Origin of the sequence: Marivita sp. (assembly GCF_051251565.1) — a bacterium.
In the GTDB taxonomy this organism is placed as follows: domain Bacteria; phylum Pseudomonadota; class Alphaproteobacteria; order Rhodobacterales; family Rhodobacteraceae; genus Marivita.
The window spans coordinates 96,907-110,475 of the sequence record NZ_JBPOFB010000008.1; the positions used below are offsets into that span (position 1 = coordinate 96,907).

Annotated in this window: 13 protein-coding genes; 10 read left to right on the forward strand and 3 right to left on the reverse strand. The window is 59.8% G+C overall.

From position 1 onward, the window contains the following. Positions 1–103: 103 nt before the first annotated feature. From ACSHXH_RS12405 to ACSHXH_RS12415, 3 genes are all read left to right on the forward strand, one after another. Positions 104–913, forward strand: coding sequence for a ferritin-like domain-containing protein (locus ACSHXH_RS12405; RefSeq protein WP_435672110.1), 810 nt, complete (start codon positions 104–106; stop codon positions 911–913). A 216-nt stretch (positions 914–1,129) separates the two neighbouring features. Beyond that, positions 1,130–2,443: a DUF5930 domain-containing protein gene (locus tag ACSHXH_RS12410; RefSeq protein WP_435672111.1), complete on the forward strand. Its 1,314-nt coding sequence runs from the start codon at positions 1,130–1,132 to the stop codon at positions 2,441–2,443. Beyond that, entirely contained in the window at positions 2,433–2,942 is a 510-nt protein-coding gene (locus ACSHXH_RS12415) for a bactofilin family protein (RefSeq protein ID WP_435672112.1), read from the forward strand. Before ACSHXH_RS12410 ends, ACSHXH_RS12415 begins: the two co-directional genes overlap by 11 nt. A gap of 96 nt (positions 2,943–3,038) precedes the next feature. Here ACSHXH_RS12415 and ACSHXH_RS12420 read toward each other — a convergent pair whose 3' ends face one another. Together ACSHXH_RS12420 and ACSHXH_RS12425 are read right to left on the reverse strand one after the other, a co-directional pair. Then, the gene (locus ACSHXH_RS12420) at positions 3,039–4,289 is read right to left on the reverse strand and encodes a vWA domain-containing protein (RefSeq protein WP_435672113.1); all 1,251 of its coding nucleotides are present in this window, start codon (positions 4,287–4,289) and stop codon (positions 3,039–3,041) included. A gap of 61 nt (positions 4,290–4,350) precedes the next feature. Next, on the reverse strand, positions 4,351–5,259 hold the full coding sequence (locus ACSHXH_RS12425; RefSeq protein ID WP_435672114.1) for an AAA family ATPase: 909 nt from the start codon (positions 5,257–5,259) through the stop codon (positions 4,351–4,353). 152 nt (positions 5,260–5,411) lie between these two features. Between ACSHXH_RS12425 and ACSHXH_RS12430 the strand changes: the two genes are divergently transcribed. Together ACSHXH_RS12430 and ACSHXH_RS12435 are read left to right on the forward strand one after the other, a co-directional pair. Beyond that, positions 5,412–6,467, forward strand: coding sequence for a glycosyltransferase family 2 protein (locus ACSHXH_RS12430; protein ID WP_435672115.1), 1,056 nt, complete (start codon positions 5,412–5,414; stop codon positions 6,465–6,467). A gap of 98 nt (positions 6,468–6,565) precedes the next feature. After that, on the forward strand, positions 6,566–7,519 hold the full coding sequence (locus ACSHXH_RS12435; RefSeq protein ID WP_435672116.1) for a phosphoadenosine phosphosulfate reductase: 954 nt from the start codon (positions 6,566–6,568) through the stop codon (positions 7,517–7,519). Positions 7,520–7,614: 95 nt separating this feature from the next. Here ACSHXH_RS12435 and ACSHXH_RS12440 read toward each other — a convergent pair whose 3' ends face one another. Further along, entirely contained in the window at positions 7,615–8,670 is a 1,056-nt protein-coding gene (locus ACSHXH_RS12440) for a sodium-dependent bicarbonate transport family permease (protein ID WP_435672117.1), read from the reverse strand. 289 nt (positions 8,671–8,959) lie between these two features. On the opposite strand from ACSHXH_RS12440, the gene pyrC reads away from it, so the two are divergent. The 5 genes from pyrC to ACSHXH_RS12465 all read left to right on the forward strand — a co-directional run bounded on the left by pyrC (position 8,960) and on the right by ACSHXH_RS12465 (position 13,487). Beyond that, a complete protein-coding gene (pyrC, locus tag ACSHXH_RS12445) occupies positions 8,960–10,000 on the forward strand; it encodes a dihydroorotase (protein ID WP_435672118.1) in 1,041 nt (346 codons plus the stop codon). A gap of 406 nt (positions 10,001–10,406) precedes the next feature. Further along, positions 10,407–10,565, forward strand: coding sequence for a light-harvesting antenna LH1, beta subunit (gene pufB / locus ACSHXH_RS12450; RefSeq protein WP_435672119.1), 159 nt, complete (start codon positions 10,407–10,409; stop codon positions 10,563–10,565). 12 nt (positions 10,566–10,577) lie between these two features. After that, entirely contained in the window at positions 10,578–10,898 is a 321-nt protein-coding gene (locus ACSHXH_RS12455) for a light-harvesting protein (RefSeq protein WP_435672120.1), read from the forward strand. A 112-nt stretch (positions 10,899–11,010) separates the two neighbouring features. Further along, on the forward strand, positions 11,011–12,453 hold the full coding sequence (locus ACSHXH_RS12460; RefSeq protein ID WP_435672121.1) for a PucC family protein: 1,443 nt from the start codon (positions 11,011–11,013) through the stop codon (positions 12,451–12,453). Then, a complete protein-coding gene (locus ACSHXH_RS12465; protein ID WP_435672122.1) occupies positions 12,450–13,487 on the forward strand; it encodes a PucR family transcriptional regulator in 1,038 nt (345 codons plus the stop codon). Before ACSHXH_RS12460 ends, ACSHXH_RS12465 begins: the two co-directional genes overlap by 4 nt. Positions 13,488–13,569: the final 82 nt, after the last annotated feature.

The window sequence follows — 13,569 nt, forward strand, 5'->3', positions numbered from 1 at the left end:
GCGGCGCGCGTCTGGGCGCGCGGCCCCAGACCCAGGATATTTTTGAACCAGAAAAGACAGAACCGATGCTTGCAATCCGACGCTTTGCGCGCGAGGTCAGGGCATGATGACACTTTGTGACATGGCCGTGGACGTTCTGACCACGGCAGACGGGCGCACCAAAACTGGCAAGTCCCGCAGCTATGCAGAGCAATGGTTTGCCGCACGCGCAACGGGTGCACCTTTGGCGATTGGCACCGCCACACCGCCCGTGCAACCGTCAAGACCCGATGCGCCCGAGCTATTAAGCCCGCGGGATGTGCCAAAGCGCAAGCCGGGCAGCCCTCAAGGGCGCATCGCGCTGTTGCACGCGGTTGCCCATATTGAGCTGAACGCGGTGGACCTGCATTGGGACATCATCGCGCGCTTCGCACATATCCCCATGCCGACCGGGTTCTACGACGATTGGGTCAAAGCGGCGGACGAGGAATCCAAGCATTTCAACCTGATGTGTGATTGTCTTGAGGAACAAGACAGCTTTTATGGTGCCCTGCCGGCCCATGCCGGTATGTGGCGCGCGGCAGAGGACACAGCTGACGACTTTATGGGACGGCTGGCCGTCGTGCCCATGGTGCTTGAAGCACGCGGGCTGGATGTGACCCCCGGCATGATCGAGATTTTCCGCAAAGCAGAGGCCACACGCGCCGTGGTCGCGTTGGAAACCATCTACGGTGAAGAGGTTGGGCATGTCGCCTACGGATCGAAATGGTTTCACTTTCTCTGTGGTCGGCACGACCATGACCCGAAAGACACATTTCATAAACTTGTGAGAAAATACTTCAAAGGAGCCTTGAAACCCCCTTTCAACGAAGAAAAACGCGCCGAAGCCGGGCTGCCTCCAGACTTCTACTGGCCCCTTTCCGAGGCGATCTGAACGCTTTTTTGGTGGATGTGGCATTTCAACAACCCGAAGTAAGCCACGGGAAGATCGGCGAAATTTCGCCAATTCAGTGATTGAGAGCGTGCGAACGGGAATCACCTGCCCAAAAACGTTGCCAATTTCTGAATGTCTCGGTAGAGCCGTAACATACACGCGCCCGGAGTTGGGGCTTGAGAGGCGCGACCTTGGGACGGAAAAAGGAACAGACAGGTGCGCACACGTCTTGCGATCAAACTGCATGGCATACTCGAACGCTTTTTTCCGGAACGCCGTCTTTTTCTGCGCTCCGATTCCGACACACGGTTCATCCGCCTGAAATCCAGCACACAGGCCATGGTGTTTGGCGGGGCATCGTTGGTTCTCGCATGGAGTATCATCGCCACCGCCGTGTTGCTCATGGACTCGATCGGGTCGGGCAATTTCCGGGAACAGGCACGACGGGATCTTGAGACGTATCAGATGCGCCTCAACATCCTGTCGGAAGAACGCAACGCCCGCGCCGCGGAAGCGATTGCTGCGCAAGAGCGTTTCAACACGGCGCTGGAGCAAGTGTCCGTGATGCAGTCCAGCCTTCTTGATGCCGAAACAAGCCGTGTCGAACTTGAATCGGGCCTTGAGGCGGTTCAGCTCAAGCTGCGTGATGCCATCCGCGAGCGTGAAGATGTCCGTACCGAACTGGCAGCCTTGCGCACAGATATCCAAGATGGCGGCACCGGGCTTGCCGCATCAAGCGCGGCTGACACGACCACGCTTGATTTCCTGTCTGCCGCCCTGACCCGCACCGCCGAGGAACGCGATCAAGTTGTGGCTGACGCTCAGGACGCACTGATCCGGGCCGACGAAATGGCGACTGAAATTCGCCTGATGGAAGAAAAGAACGACACCATCTTCCGCCAGTTGGAAGAAGCGATGACCGTCTCGGTCAAACCGCTCGACAAGATGTTCGAAGCCGCTGGCATGAACCCCGACACGATCCTGAACCAGGTGCGTCGCGGTTATTCCGGTCAGGGTGGTCCGCTGATGCCACTTAGCTTTTCAACACGCGGCGAAGACCCGTCTGAGGATGTGCTGCGCGCCAATCGCATCCTGAACCAGATGGACCGCCTGAACCTGTACCGTATCGCGGCTGAAAAAGCGCCGTTTGCGATGCCGCTGAAAGATTCGTTCCGGTTCACGTCCGGCTTTGGCTATCGCTGGGGCCGCCTGCATGCAGGCACCGATTTTGCAGCTGCCCATGGCACTCCGATCTACGCAACGGCGGACGGTGTTGTGACTTTTGCGGGCTGGCAGTCAGGATATGGTAGGCTCGTCAAAATACAGCATGAATTTGGCATTGAAACCCGCTACGCGCATAACTCAAAACTCTACGTGACAAAGGGCCAAAGGGTCTCGCGCGGGGATCGCATCTCTGCTATGGGGAACACTGGACGTTCCACCGGCACGCACCTGCACTACGAAGTTCGCGTCGGCGGCAAACCTGTCAACCCCATGATCTACATCAAGGCTGCAAACGATGTTTTCTAAGAGCAAGATTAATGAGCCCGGCCCCAAGGTCGACGACACAAGCGCACAGAAGCCGGTTATGCCTGAAACGTCGCGCCCCGGTTCGGCAACCGAATTCAAGGCATCCGCCCCCAAGGCGAAACCTGCCGCGTCGATCCTGTCTAGCGATCTGCACATCACCGGAAATCTCAAGACAACCGGCGACATCAACGTCGAAGGCACTGTTGAAGGCGACATCCGTGCGCATCTTTTGACCGTTGGCGAAACCGCAACCATAAAGGGCGAAGTTGTTGCGGATGATGTGGTCGTGAACGGCCGTGTCGTGGGCCGCGTGCGCGGTCTCAAGGTGCGCCTGACGGCGACGGCCCGCGTTGAGGGTGACATCATCCATAAGACCATCGCGATTGAATCCGGCGCACATTTTGAAGGCTCGGTTCAACGTCAGGACGATCCGCTGAATGGTGGCAAGGCCAAGCCGATTGCGGCAGCGGCGCCTGCCCCGGCAGCATCAAACGGCTGATCCCCCCCGATCACCGCTGCTATTTGGGCCGTCCTTTTGGGGCGGCCCTTTTTCGTTCGCGGGCACGACATCTTAGGAAGACGCGCAGGGCAGCTTTCAAAGCATCCCCATCAACCGGAGCTTTTCTCCCGGATCATCGGGGCGCGAGATGGCAATCGCCAATTCCTCAAGCGACTGGATCGAATGTCCGGCGCGAAAGCTGTCCACATGGGGCAACATCGCCCGGATACCCGTGGCCTTGGGCGCAAACCCGTCCCAGCGCAAAAGCGGATTGATCCAGATCAGGCGGCGCGATGACAGGTGCAAGCGCTCCATCTCTTTCTCCAGCGCGCCCGCGTCATCACGGTCCAGACCGTCAGTGATCAGCAAAACAACCGCACCCTGCCCCATCACACGCCGTGACCAGTCACGGTTGAACGCGTGCAGCGACGATCCGATCCGCGTGCCGCCTTCCCAATCCTGCGCCTCGGCCCCGGCGGATTTTAGCGCCGCATCCACATCGCGGGTTGCCAGATGTCGGGTGATGTTGGTCAGCCGCGTGCCAAAGGTGAAGGCATGAACCTTGGCCCAGCCTGCACCTTTCTCGTTGGCGACCGCATGCAGGAAATGCAGCACCATGCGGGAATATTGGCTCATCGACCCCGAGATATCGCAGAGCACCACCAGATTTGGCCAACGCGGACGCGGCGTCTTGCGCGCAATCGACCGGATTTCACCGCCCTGCCGCATGGATTTCATCAGCGTGCGCCGGTAATCCGCTTGCTTGCCCAGCACCGAGGCTTTGCCGCGACGCGACGGGATCGGTTTGACCGGCAGACTGAGACGCGCCAACATCCGCTTGGCCTCGGCCACTTCGGCCGTGGACATCTGTTCGAAATCCAAGGTTCGCAGCTTTTCTTCGGCAGACATGGTGAGCGTCGATTTGATCTCGATCTCGGTGCCCTCTTGGGACTGTTCGTTCTCGGGCACCTCGGGGATTAGATCATCCAGCAAGGCCTGTGCCGCGCGTTTTTCGCCCGAGGCTGCGGATTTTTCTTCCTGCACACCGCGGATCGCGGGCAACATGAAGGACATCATGTGTTCGAGATATCGCGGGTCACGCCAGTAGAGCCGGAACACCTGCGCATAGATCACACGGTGTTCGGGGCGGTTCACAAAGCAGGCGTGCAGCGTCCAGAAGAAATCCATCCGTTCGGTAAAGCCCGCCGCCTCCACCGCGCGGATGGCGTCGATCACCCGGCCCGGCCCGATGGGCAGACCTGCCCGCCGCAGCGCGCGGGCGAAATGGATGATGTTCTGCGCCAGACGCGGGTTGTCTGGCAGTTCAATGGGAATGTATTCGGCCATTACATGGCCGACCGGGGGCTCTGCCCCCCGTCCCCCGAGGTATTTTCAGCCCAAAGAAGCCTCATGCCGGTTCGAGCGACGCCTTGGCCTCGTCCAGCAACCGCTTGGCCTCCGAGCCCTGAAGCTTCTGGATGTCGTCCTGATATTTCAGGATAGCGCCCAGCGTGTCGGAGATCACCTCGGGCGACAGATCGACCACATCAAGCGCCAGCAGGCATTTCGCCCAGTCGATGGTTTCAGCCACGCCCGGTTTCTTGAAGATGTCTTCGGTCCGCAAACGTTGGACAAAAGCCACGATCTCGCGGCTCAGGGTTGCAGCGGCTTTGGGCGCGCGGGCCTGTAGGATCTCAAGCTCGCGGTCGAAATCGGGGTAGTCGACCCAGTGATACAGGCACCGGCGTTTGAGCGCGTCATGCACTTCGCGGGTGCGGTTCGAGGTGAGGATCACGATGGGCGGCTCGGGCGCCTTGATCGTGCCAAGCTCAGGGATGGTCACCTGGAAGTCCGACAGCGCCTCCAAGAGGAACGCCTCAAACGGTTCATCCGTGCGGTCCAGCTCGTCGATCAACAGCACCGGCGCGCCGTGCTCATCCGGGCGCATCGCTTCGAGCAAGGGACGTTCCACCAGAAAGTCCGGGCTGAAAAGCTCGCGCTGCAACATCTCGCGGTCTGCATTGCCCGACGCCTCTGCGGTGCGGATGGCAATCATCTGCGCCGGAAAGTTCCATTCGTAAACCGCACTGGAAATATCCAAGCCTTCATAGCACTGCAACCGGATCAGCTTGCGCCCCAGACTGGCAGCCAACGCCTTGGCGATCTCGGTCTTGCCGACACCCGCCTCGCCCTCAAGGAACAGCGGCCTGCCCAGTTTCAGCGATAGGAACACCACGGTGGCAAGCGCCCGTCCACAGACATAGCCCGTGTCGGCCAGCGTGGATTGAACAGCGTCGATACTTTGCGGTGTCTGCATGAGATGCTCCTTTGTCATAGGCCTTGCTGCCCCGTGCCCCCCCTAAGGTCAATAGCGCCAAGGTCGCAAAGGATGCCCCTTGAATTGACGCCAAAGGTCCGACCTGACAAGGTTCACGCAGTAATGACCCCAATGTGCAAGGCCGATTGCCCGTGACCGTCACCGCCGTTATGTGTGTCCGCAACGAGGCGGCGTTCCTGCTGGATTGGCTGGCCTGGCATCGAAGTGTGGGTGTGACCGATTTTGTCGTCGTCTCCAACGAATGCGACGACGGCACCGACACGATGCTTGATCGGCTAGACGTGTTGGGCTGGCTGACCCACATCCGCAATGCCCCGCCCTATGGCAAAGGCGGCATCCAGTTCAGCGGGCTGAAACTGGCCAGCCGCTGTGACGCGCTCAAGCGCGCCGCGTGGGTGATCACGCTGGATATCGACGAATTTATCAACGTGCATGTGGGCGACCGCACCCTGCCCGCGCTGATTGGCGCGCTGCCAGATGCAACCGCCATCACGCTGACATGGCGCAATTTTGGCAACGCGGGTGTTGTCGCCTACGAGGACAAACCCGTGCCGGTGCAGTTCACCCGCGCATCGCCACATCCCATGCCGTGGCCATGGCGCGCGTCGATGTTCAAGACGCTATATCTGAACGACAAGACTTACCGAAATCTCGGGGTACATCGCCCCCGCAACCCGGTTGAAGACCGTCTGGCCGAGGCACGCTGGTATGATGGTTCGGGCCGCGCGTTGCCGCCCGATATGGCATCGGGGCGCATCTTTTCCGACTACCGCCTGCAGCAACATGCGCTTGTGCAGCTCAACCACTACCCGCTGGGCGCTGTTGACAGCTATGTGCTCAAGTCCGACCGGGGCCGGGCGGTGCACAGCGCGGACCGGCTGGGGGTGGATTATTGGGTAGAACGCAACCTCAACACCAACCAAGACCGCACGGCTTTGCCGCTGTGGGACCGCGTGAAACCGATCCGGGCCGCCCTTGGTGCCGACGCGGTTTTGTCCAACCTGCACCAAAAGGCGGTCGCGTGGCGCAAAGCGCGGCTCGAAACGCTGCTTGAGGACGATCTTTACCGCGATCTCTACGGGCGTCTTCTCATGACGCCCCCATCGCAACTGCTGACCACAGAAACGGTCGCACGGTTGACAAAGATAGCACAGGCACAAACCCGCACTGACGCCGAAACTTCATAGACTTCCCTGCATTTTGGCTCAATTCTGCCCGAATCCAGAGATACCCCTTGCCCCAAACAAAGACCCTCAAAAGGGCCCGATGTGATGAGGACATTTCGATGATGCAGGACGGACAAGAGCCATATACGATTTCTCTGACAGACCTCCGCCCGGCGGAGTGGCTTCAGAAGATGAACGACCTTGGCGATGTGTCCGGGTTCTTTGAGCCATTGGGCAAACACCACAACGCCGTCTTTGTCGAAAAAGGCGACACCCTGTTGGTGAGCTTTGAATCCCTGCCTGCCATCCAAGCCCTGTCCGACGATGCGCGCCCCGTGGGGTTTGATCTGGCCCGCGACAATGATTGGTCCTGCCTGACCGTGATCAGCAACCGTGACACTTGGTTCCGCGACGGCGAGGTATACGGCTTTTTCGATCAAATGACCGATGACGGGTTCTTTGAAGACTTTGAACAGGTGATCTTTTTCGGCGCTGGCCCCTGCGGCTACGCGGCCTGTGCCTATTCCGTCGCCTCTCCCGGTGCGACGGTGATTGCGCTTGAACCCCAAGCGACGCTGGACCCACGCGTGACCGAATGGGATGATCGGTTCACCCACATGCGCAAGACAGATTTTACCGACCGCTATGGCTTTGCCCCCGATATGCTGGAAGCGGCCAAAGCGGCCTTTATCGTCTACGACCCACAAGATCAGCTTGGCGCGATGCACGCCGCCCTGTTCGAGCGCGCGGGCAACAAACGCCTCCGCGCCCGGCTTCTGGGCGGTGGCATGCAGGCCCATATGAATCATATGGGTATTCTGGAACCTCTCGTCACCGGCGCCGCAAAAGGCCAATTGGACGACGCGCTGTTTGCCCGGCTCTATCGCAAGCGCCGCGATTACGTGACCTACTGCAAGAAACTCTTCGCCACTGTCGAGGCGCATGAACGCCCTTTGATGGCCGCTGCCGTTTGTTCACACATCGTGGAAACCTTTGGCGGGCCGCGCTACCGGCGCAAGCTCAAGGCGATGCAGCAATCCACCGATCCCGAGGCGGGCACGAGCGAAGACTGACCCCAGCACCCGGTGCAAACGGTGCGATGCCAAGGCATCACACCGTCTGCCGCGTCTGACACTCTGTCAAATCACCGTCCTTGCGCCACGCCGGATCACGACCCGATGAACCGCTCCGCCATAGCGATCCACAGCGGGATCGACAAGATCGCCACCGGTGTCCCAAGCCCTGTGGAAGTTCCCACATAGGACGATGGATTGGCCTCGGGCAGCGCCGCCCGCAAAGTTGGTGGGCCCGAGATGTCTGAGCTTGACGACGCCATCACCGCGAGCAGCACAACACCACCAGCCGAAAACCCGGTCAGGTGATGCGCCAAAAGGCCAAACCCGAACCCGATCAGACCGTGAATGATCGGCGCAGTGAGGCCGTAGACCACATAGACATGGGCAACCTTGCGCATGTCAGACAGCCGCGACCATGCCTCCATGCCCATCACCAGCATCAGCAGCGACAAAAGCCCCCGGAACAGCGGTTCATAAAAGCTTTCGTAAACCGCATCCGGCCGCGCCAAGAGCCCCAGACCCAGCCCCAACAACAGCGCCGAAATCGCCGGGCTTTTGAGGGTGTCGACAAGAATATCGCGCACCAAATCCCCGTTCAGTCCCCCACCCGATCCAGACATTGTGACGGTCGCCGTACCATCTGCGCCACCGCTGGCCACCATCTTGCGTTCCGCGCTCATCCGGGCCAGCACAATCGCCGTCAAAAGCGCCGCAACATCCATGAACGGATAAAGCGCGCCGATAAAACCCTCATAGGCGATGCCCTCAGCGTCGAGCATGGCCATCCCGGCAGCCAAGGTCGAGGCCGAGACCGCACCGAACAAACCGGCGGTTGCCATGCCGTCCATTTCAGTCACTCCGCGCTGCCGCAGCAGAACGAACCGCCCAAGAAGCACAATCACGATACCCGCAGCCACAGCCCCAAGCGCGGGCACCGCAAGCGAGATCAGATCCGCCTCTCGCACCGCCATCCCCGCGCTCAGCCCAACCTTCATGAGCAACAGCAGAACGATCAGCTTGTAGACAGGCTCCGGCACCTCAAGGCGGCTTCCTAGCGCGGCCAACACCATACCACCGATCAGAAAGGCAAGTGTCGGTTTTTGAAGTTGCGCCACGATGGTCATCGCGATGTCAGTGATAAATTCCATGGTCGAGAGGCTCCGGTGCAAGTGTGTAGCGACCGTTTGCGTCATTCCAAAATAGAAGAAAAATATATTGTTTAGAAATTATCGTTCTATTTATGTGAACGATTTTCACGCACACCCACTTGAGGTATCTCTTTGGCATCACGCTGTATCCAAACGATACTTTTTCACCTTTGGATCGCCACAACAAGCGGGTATCTGCTTGACCCAGTTCCCAGCCTCAATCCGTTTGGCCAAAAATCCAAACGTTGCGATCTAGCATCAAAGCCCGGCGCGTGCTACGCGCCATGGCATGACAAACACGATCACCCTTCGCACACCCGACGACTGGCATTTGCATCTGCGCGATGGCGAGATGCTCCGCGCCGTGGCCCCTGAAACTGCGCGCCATTTTGCCCGCGCGATCATCATGCCCAACCTTGTGCCTCCGGTGGTCACAGGCACGGATGCCGCAGCCTACAGGGATCGTATCTTGGCCGCCCTGCCAGAAGGATCGTCCTTCACCCCGTTGATGACGCTGTACCTGACCGAAGACACTGACCCCGAGGATCTGGCCAGCGCGCATGCCGATGGGCTGATCACGGCGGTCAAGCTGTACCCCGCAGGGGCGACGACGAATTCCGCCAGCGGCGTGCGCAATTTCGACAAGGTGCGCCCGGTTCTGGAAAAGATGGCAGACATCGGCTGCCCGCTCTGTGTGCATGGCGAAGTCACCGAAAGCGACGTCGATATTTTCGACCGCGAGGCCGTGTTCATCGAGAAGATCCTTGATCCAATCCGCCGCGCGACCCCCGGCTTGCGAGTGGTGATGGAACATATCACCACGATGCAGGGCGTCGAATACGCGTCCGAAGGCGGCCCCGATCTGGGGGCAACGATCACCACGCATCACCTTGTGATCAACCGCAACCATATCCTCGCAGGTGGGATCAAGCCGCATTACTACTGCCTGCCCGTCGCAAAGCGCGAGGAACACCGCCTTGCCCTGCGCCGCGCCGCCACCAGCGGCGATCCCACGTTCTTTCTGGGTACTGACAGTGCACCGCATACGGACGCCAACAAGTTCATGCCCTGTGGCTGCGCGGGATGCTTTACCGCAACCAACACGCTGTCGATCCTTGCCGAAGTGTTCGAACAAGAAGGCGCGCTGCACCGGCTTGAGGCATTCACCAGCCTAAGAGGTCCGAAATTCTACCGCCTGCCCGCGAATGACAGCACGATCACCCTCACCAAAGGCGATCCCATCACGTATCCCGGCCAGATCGACACCGGCGATGGCCCGGTCACCGTGTTTGACCCAATGATGCCCCTGCACTGGCGCGTCGCGGACTAAGCCACCCCATTCTGGACGACCCAAACAACACAGCCATCGACTGTGAACGCAGACGCACGCGCCTGCCCCTTAGTCCCGACTGAGAATCAGTCATATCCGCCTAAAATCCTTGCAACAGCCCACGGCCTGCACGGAATTTTGGCAAAACACCCATATATGTAGCCCCGTTCAAGAACCTGAAATCCATTGCGTATTTCCAAATCCACATCCAGATTTTGACAGGTCGAGTGTGTAAACTTAAATTTACAATTGCTTGTGTAAGATTTTTATTACAGACTTATCGAAAGATACCTGACGGTGTTTCAGATCGGCTTTCTATGGGGTGCAGGCCGATTGCTCCGGGTGCAAAGCCCGTTGCCCGCGCGCTCCGAACCCAACTTGAACCAACACGAAGGAGGAGTTCAAAATGTCAGCAGATGATGAAGATAGGGTCTGGCCGACCGGTTTGACCTTGAAGGAAGCTGAGGAAGTTCACAGCTACCTGATCGACGGAACACGCGTTTTCGGAGCGATTGCCCTGCTCGCGCATTTTCTCGTCGCCGTATCCACTCCGTGGCTCGGGTAAGGGAGAGACAGAATGAACAATGCAAAAATGTGGCTTGTCGTCCCCCCTGCGGTCGGTGTTCCCTTGTTCCTCGGCGCGGTCGCGGTCGGGTCTTTTGCCGTCCATGTTGCCGTGCTCAGTAACACATCATGGGTGTCTGATTTCCTGTCCGGTCAAGAACTGGGATCGGGCGACATGGCGGCGGCAACAATGATCGCCCCCGACGCAAACACCGCCAAGGCCAGCTATGTGGTGCCACAAGCGGATGGCAGTTTCGAAGTGACGATCATCCTGCCCGATGGCACAGCCACAAAAGCGCTGATCCAGCCGCCTTCGGTACAACCCGAGTTGTAACCGCATCCCGCCATGTGGACCCGGGCGCAGAACGTCCGGGCCCGCATCCCCCCGGATTTCAGCCGTTCGCCCCTCCATCTTTGGCGCACGGGGTGTGGAAAGGTGCTCGGGAATGTTCGACTACCGTCGCGTTGTTCTGACCAAGCTGGCAACCATCGGCCCGCGCTACCTGCCATTTGCAGACGTGGCGTCGGACACAGTGCCGCTGTCGCGCCTGCTGCGTCTTTCCCTGTTTCAGGTGACCGTTGGCATGGCGCTTGTTCTGATGGTCGGAACTCTGAACCGCGTGATGATCGTCGAACTGTCCGTCCCCGCGAGCCTTGTGGGCACCATGCTGGCCTTGCCCATCATCTTTGCCCCGTTTCGCGCGCTGATCGGTTTTAAATCTGACGTCCACAAATCCGCACTGGGTCTGCGGCGCCTGCCCTATATCTGGAAAGGCACGCTCTACCAGTTCGGAGGCTTTGCCATTATGCCCTTCGCCCTGCTGGTTCTGTCCGGCTATGGCGAGGCTTTCGATGCCCCGCGCTGGATCGGCTACAGTTCCGCCGGACTGTCCTTCCTGCTGGTCGGCGCGGGCGTGCACATGGTGCAGACCGTTGGCCTTGCTCTGGCGACCGACCTTGTCGATGAGCCCGACCAACCCAAGGTCGTGGGCCTGATGTATGTGATGCTTTTGGTCGGAATGGTCGTCAGCGCGCTGATCTACGGGGCGCTGCTCGACAGCTACACACCCGGTCGGCTGATACAGGTGATCCAAGGCACAGCGGTTGTGACCGTGGCCCTGAATTTCCTTGCGATGTGGAAACAAGAAGCCCGCAACCGCTCGCGGGCAAAGGCCATGGAAACTGCCCCCGACATTGCGTTCCGCGATGCATGGGCAGAGCTGATGCAGACCGCAGGCATGCCCCGGCTGCTTGTGATCATTGCCCTTGGCACCTTTGGCTTTGGCATGGCAGACGTGTTGCTGGAACCCTATGGCGGCGAGGCGCTTGGCCTTTCTGTAGCCAGCACCACCAAGCTGACGGCGCTTCTGGCTGGTGGCACCCTTGCGGGCTTTGCCATCGCCTCGCGGGTTCTGGGTGCCGGGGGCCAGACTTCGGTCACATCGTTGGGCGGTGCCCTGATCGGCATTCCCGGTTTTGCCGCAATCATCTTTTCGGCCTATGGCGGCGGCACACCCGCCTTCTTGGTGGGCACGCTGATGATTGGCCTTGGCGCTGGCCTGTTTGGCCATTCCACCCTGACCGCCACAATGCGTGCCGCCCCCAAGGACAAGGTCGGACTGGCGCTTGGCGCATGGGGCAGCGTTCAGGCCACGGCGGCCGGGATCGGCATGGCGCTGGCCGGATGGGCGCGCGACCTGATTGGCGCACTTCCCAGCGGGGCAAACGGAATTTCCGTGGAAACCCCCTATAATGTGGTATTCTCGTTCGAGATGGCGTTGCTTGTGCTGGCCGTCCTTTTGATTGTCCCACGCGCGGGCCGGGGTGACCTGTCACGCGCAGCGCCCGCTTCGGCATCCTCGCAATCCAACACGGTGGAGGCACCATGACGACGATTACCACCCGATACTTCGAAACCGCCAAACAGGCGCACGCGGCAAAACGCGACTTGATGTATACACACAAGGTGTCGCCGTCGATCATCCGCATCTTTGAAACCGCCAAAGGCCTGGCAGACACGCTGCAAAAGGCTGATGTCCTGCCGGGCACCGCAGCGGCCTATGCCGCGCGGATGGGCTCTGGTGGTGCGGTGCTTATGGTGCGCGGCACTTACAAGCCTCTGGGCGTGACCAAGATCACACGACAGGTGGCCCACGCCAATGGCGCGGTCGATCTGGGCGACCTTAACCAAGACGTGTTTGTCAAAGACGAACGCGCCCGCCGACTGAGCGTTCTGACCGATCATCCGCATATGCTCATGCGCCAGAAAGACCCATCGGACAGCACGCATCACATGGCTGACTGGCCAATCCCGCTGATCAGCCGCCGCAAGCCCTATGATGACATGGCAATCCCACGTCATGGACGCATGGCCAATTGGCCGATCCCGCTTATCAGTCGGCGCACGCCCTTCACCGGTTCGATCTTTCCACGCCACGCGCGCATGGCGTCTTTCCCCATTGGTCTGATCAGCCGCCGCAAACCCTATGACGGCTTTGCCTTTGCACGGCATGCACGGATGGCCAACTGGCCAATCCCCCTGATCAGTCGGCGCAAACCGTGGGACGGGTTCGCCTTCCCACGTCATATGCGCATGGCCAATTGGCCGTTTCCACACCTGATCACGGGCAAGACCGGGACCAACGCGCTGATCCCCGGCGGGCCGCGCATGGCGAATTTCCCGATTGGGTTGCTCAGCCGTCGCAAACCCTATGACGCGTCGATCTTTCCCAAACATGCCCGTATGGCCAGCTTTCCCATAGGGCTGATCAGCCGCCGCACACCCTCCACCGCATCGCTCATTCCGCGCCATGCAAGAATGGCCAACATGATCCTGCCACTGGTGATCCGCCGCGCAGAGGATGGTGGCGACGGATGGTCGTTTTCCAAGATGCTGGGCCTTCCCACGATCAAAAGGCGTTAGGCGCGACACAGGCTCCGCCAATGCTTTGACGGGCTGGCAGACACCCTGCCCGCCCTTTTCCTCTGCGAAAAAACCCGCTAGA

Bases quoted from the DNA above. Each gene is read 5' to 3' on its own strand.
- pufB (WP_435672119.1), top strand. From the start codon at position 10,407: ATGTCAGCAGATGATGAAGATAGGGTCTGGCCGACCGGTTTGACCTTG.
- ACSHXH_RS12425 (WP_435672114.1), bottom strand. From the start codon at position 5,259: ATGCAGACACCGCAAAGTATCGACGCTGTTCAATCCACGCTGGCCGAC.
- ACSHXH_RS12435 (WP_435672116.1), top strand. From the start codon at position 6,566: ATGATGCAGGACGGACAAGAGCCATATACGATTTCTCTGACAGACCTC.
- ACSHXH_RS12460 (WP_435672121.1), top strand. From the start codon at position 11,011: ATGTTCGACTACCGTCGCGTTGTTCTGACCAAGCTGGCAACCATCGGC.
- ACSHXH_RS12455 (WP_435672120.1), top strand. From the start codon at position 10,578: ATGAACAATGCAAAAATGTGGCTTGTCGTCCCCCCTGCGGTCGGTGTT.
- ACSHXH_RS12440 (WP_435672117.1), bottom strand. From the start codon at position 8,670: ATGGAATTTATCACTGACATCGCGATGACCATCGTGGCGCAACTTCAA.
- ACSHXH_RS12415 (WP_435672112.1), top strand. From the start codon at position 2,433: ATGTTTTCTAAGAGCAAGATTAATGAGCCCGGCCCCAAGGTCGACGAC.
- pyrC (WP_435672118.1), top strand. From the start codon at position 8,960: ATGACAAACACGATCACCCTTCGCACACCCGACGACTGGCATTTGCAT.
- ACSHXH_RS12420 (WP_435672113.1), bottom strand. From the start codon at position 4,289: ATGGCCGAATACATTCCCATTGAACTGCCAGACAACCCGCGTCTGGCG.
- ACSHXH_RS12465 (WP_435672122.1), top strand. From the start codon at position 12,450: ATGACGACGATTACCACCCGATACTTCGAAACCGCCAAACAGGCGCAC.
- ACSHXH_RS12405 (WP_435672110.1), top strand. From the start codon at position 104: ATGATGACACTTTGTGACATGGCCGTGGACGTTCTGACCACGGCAGAC.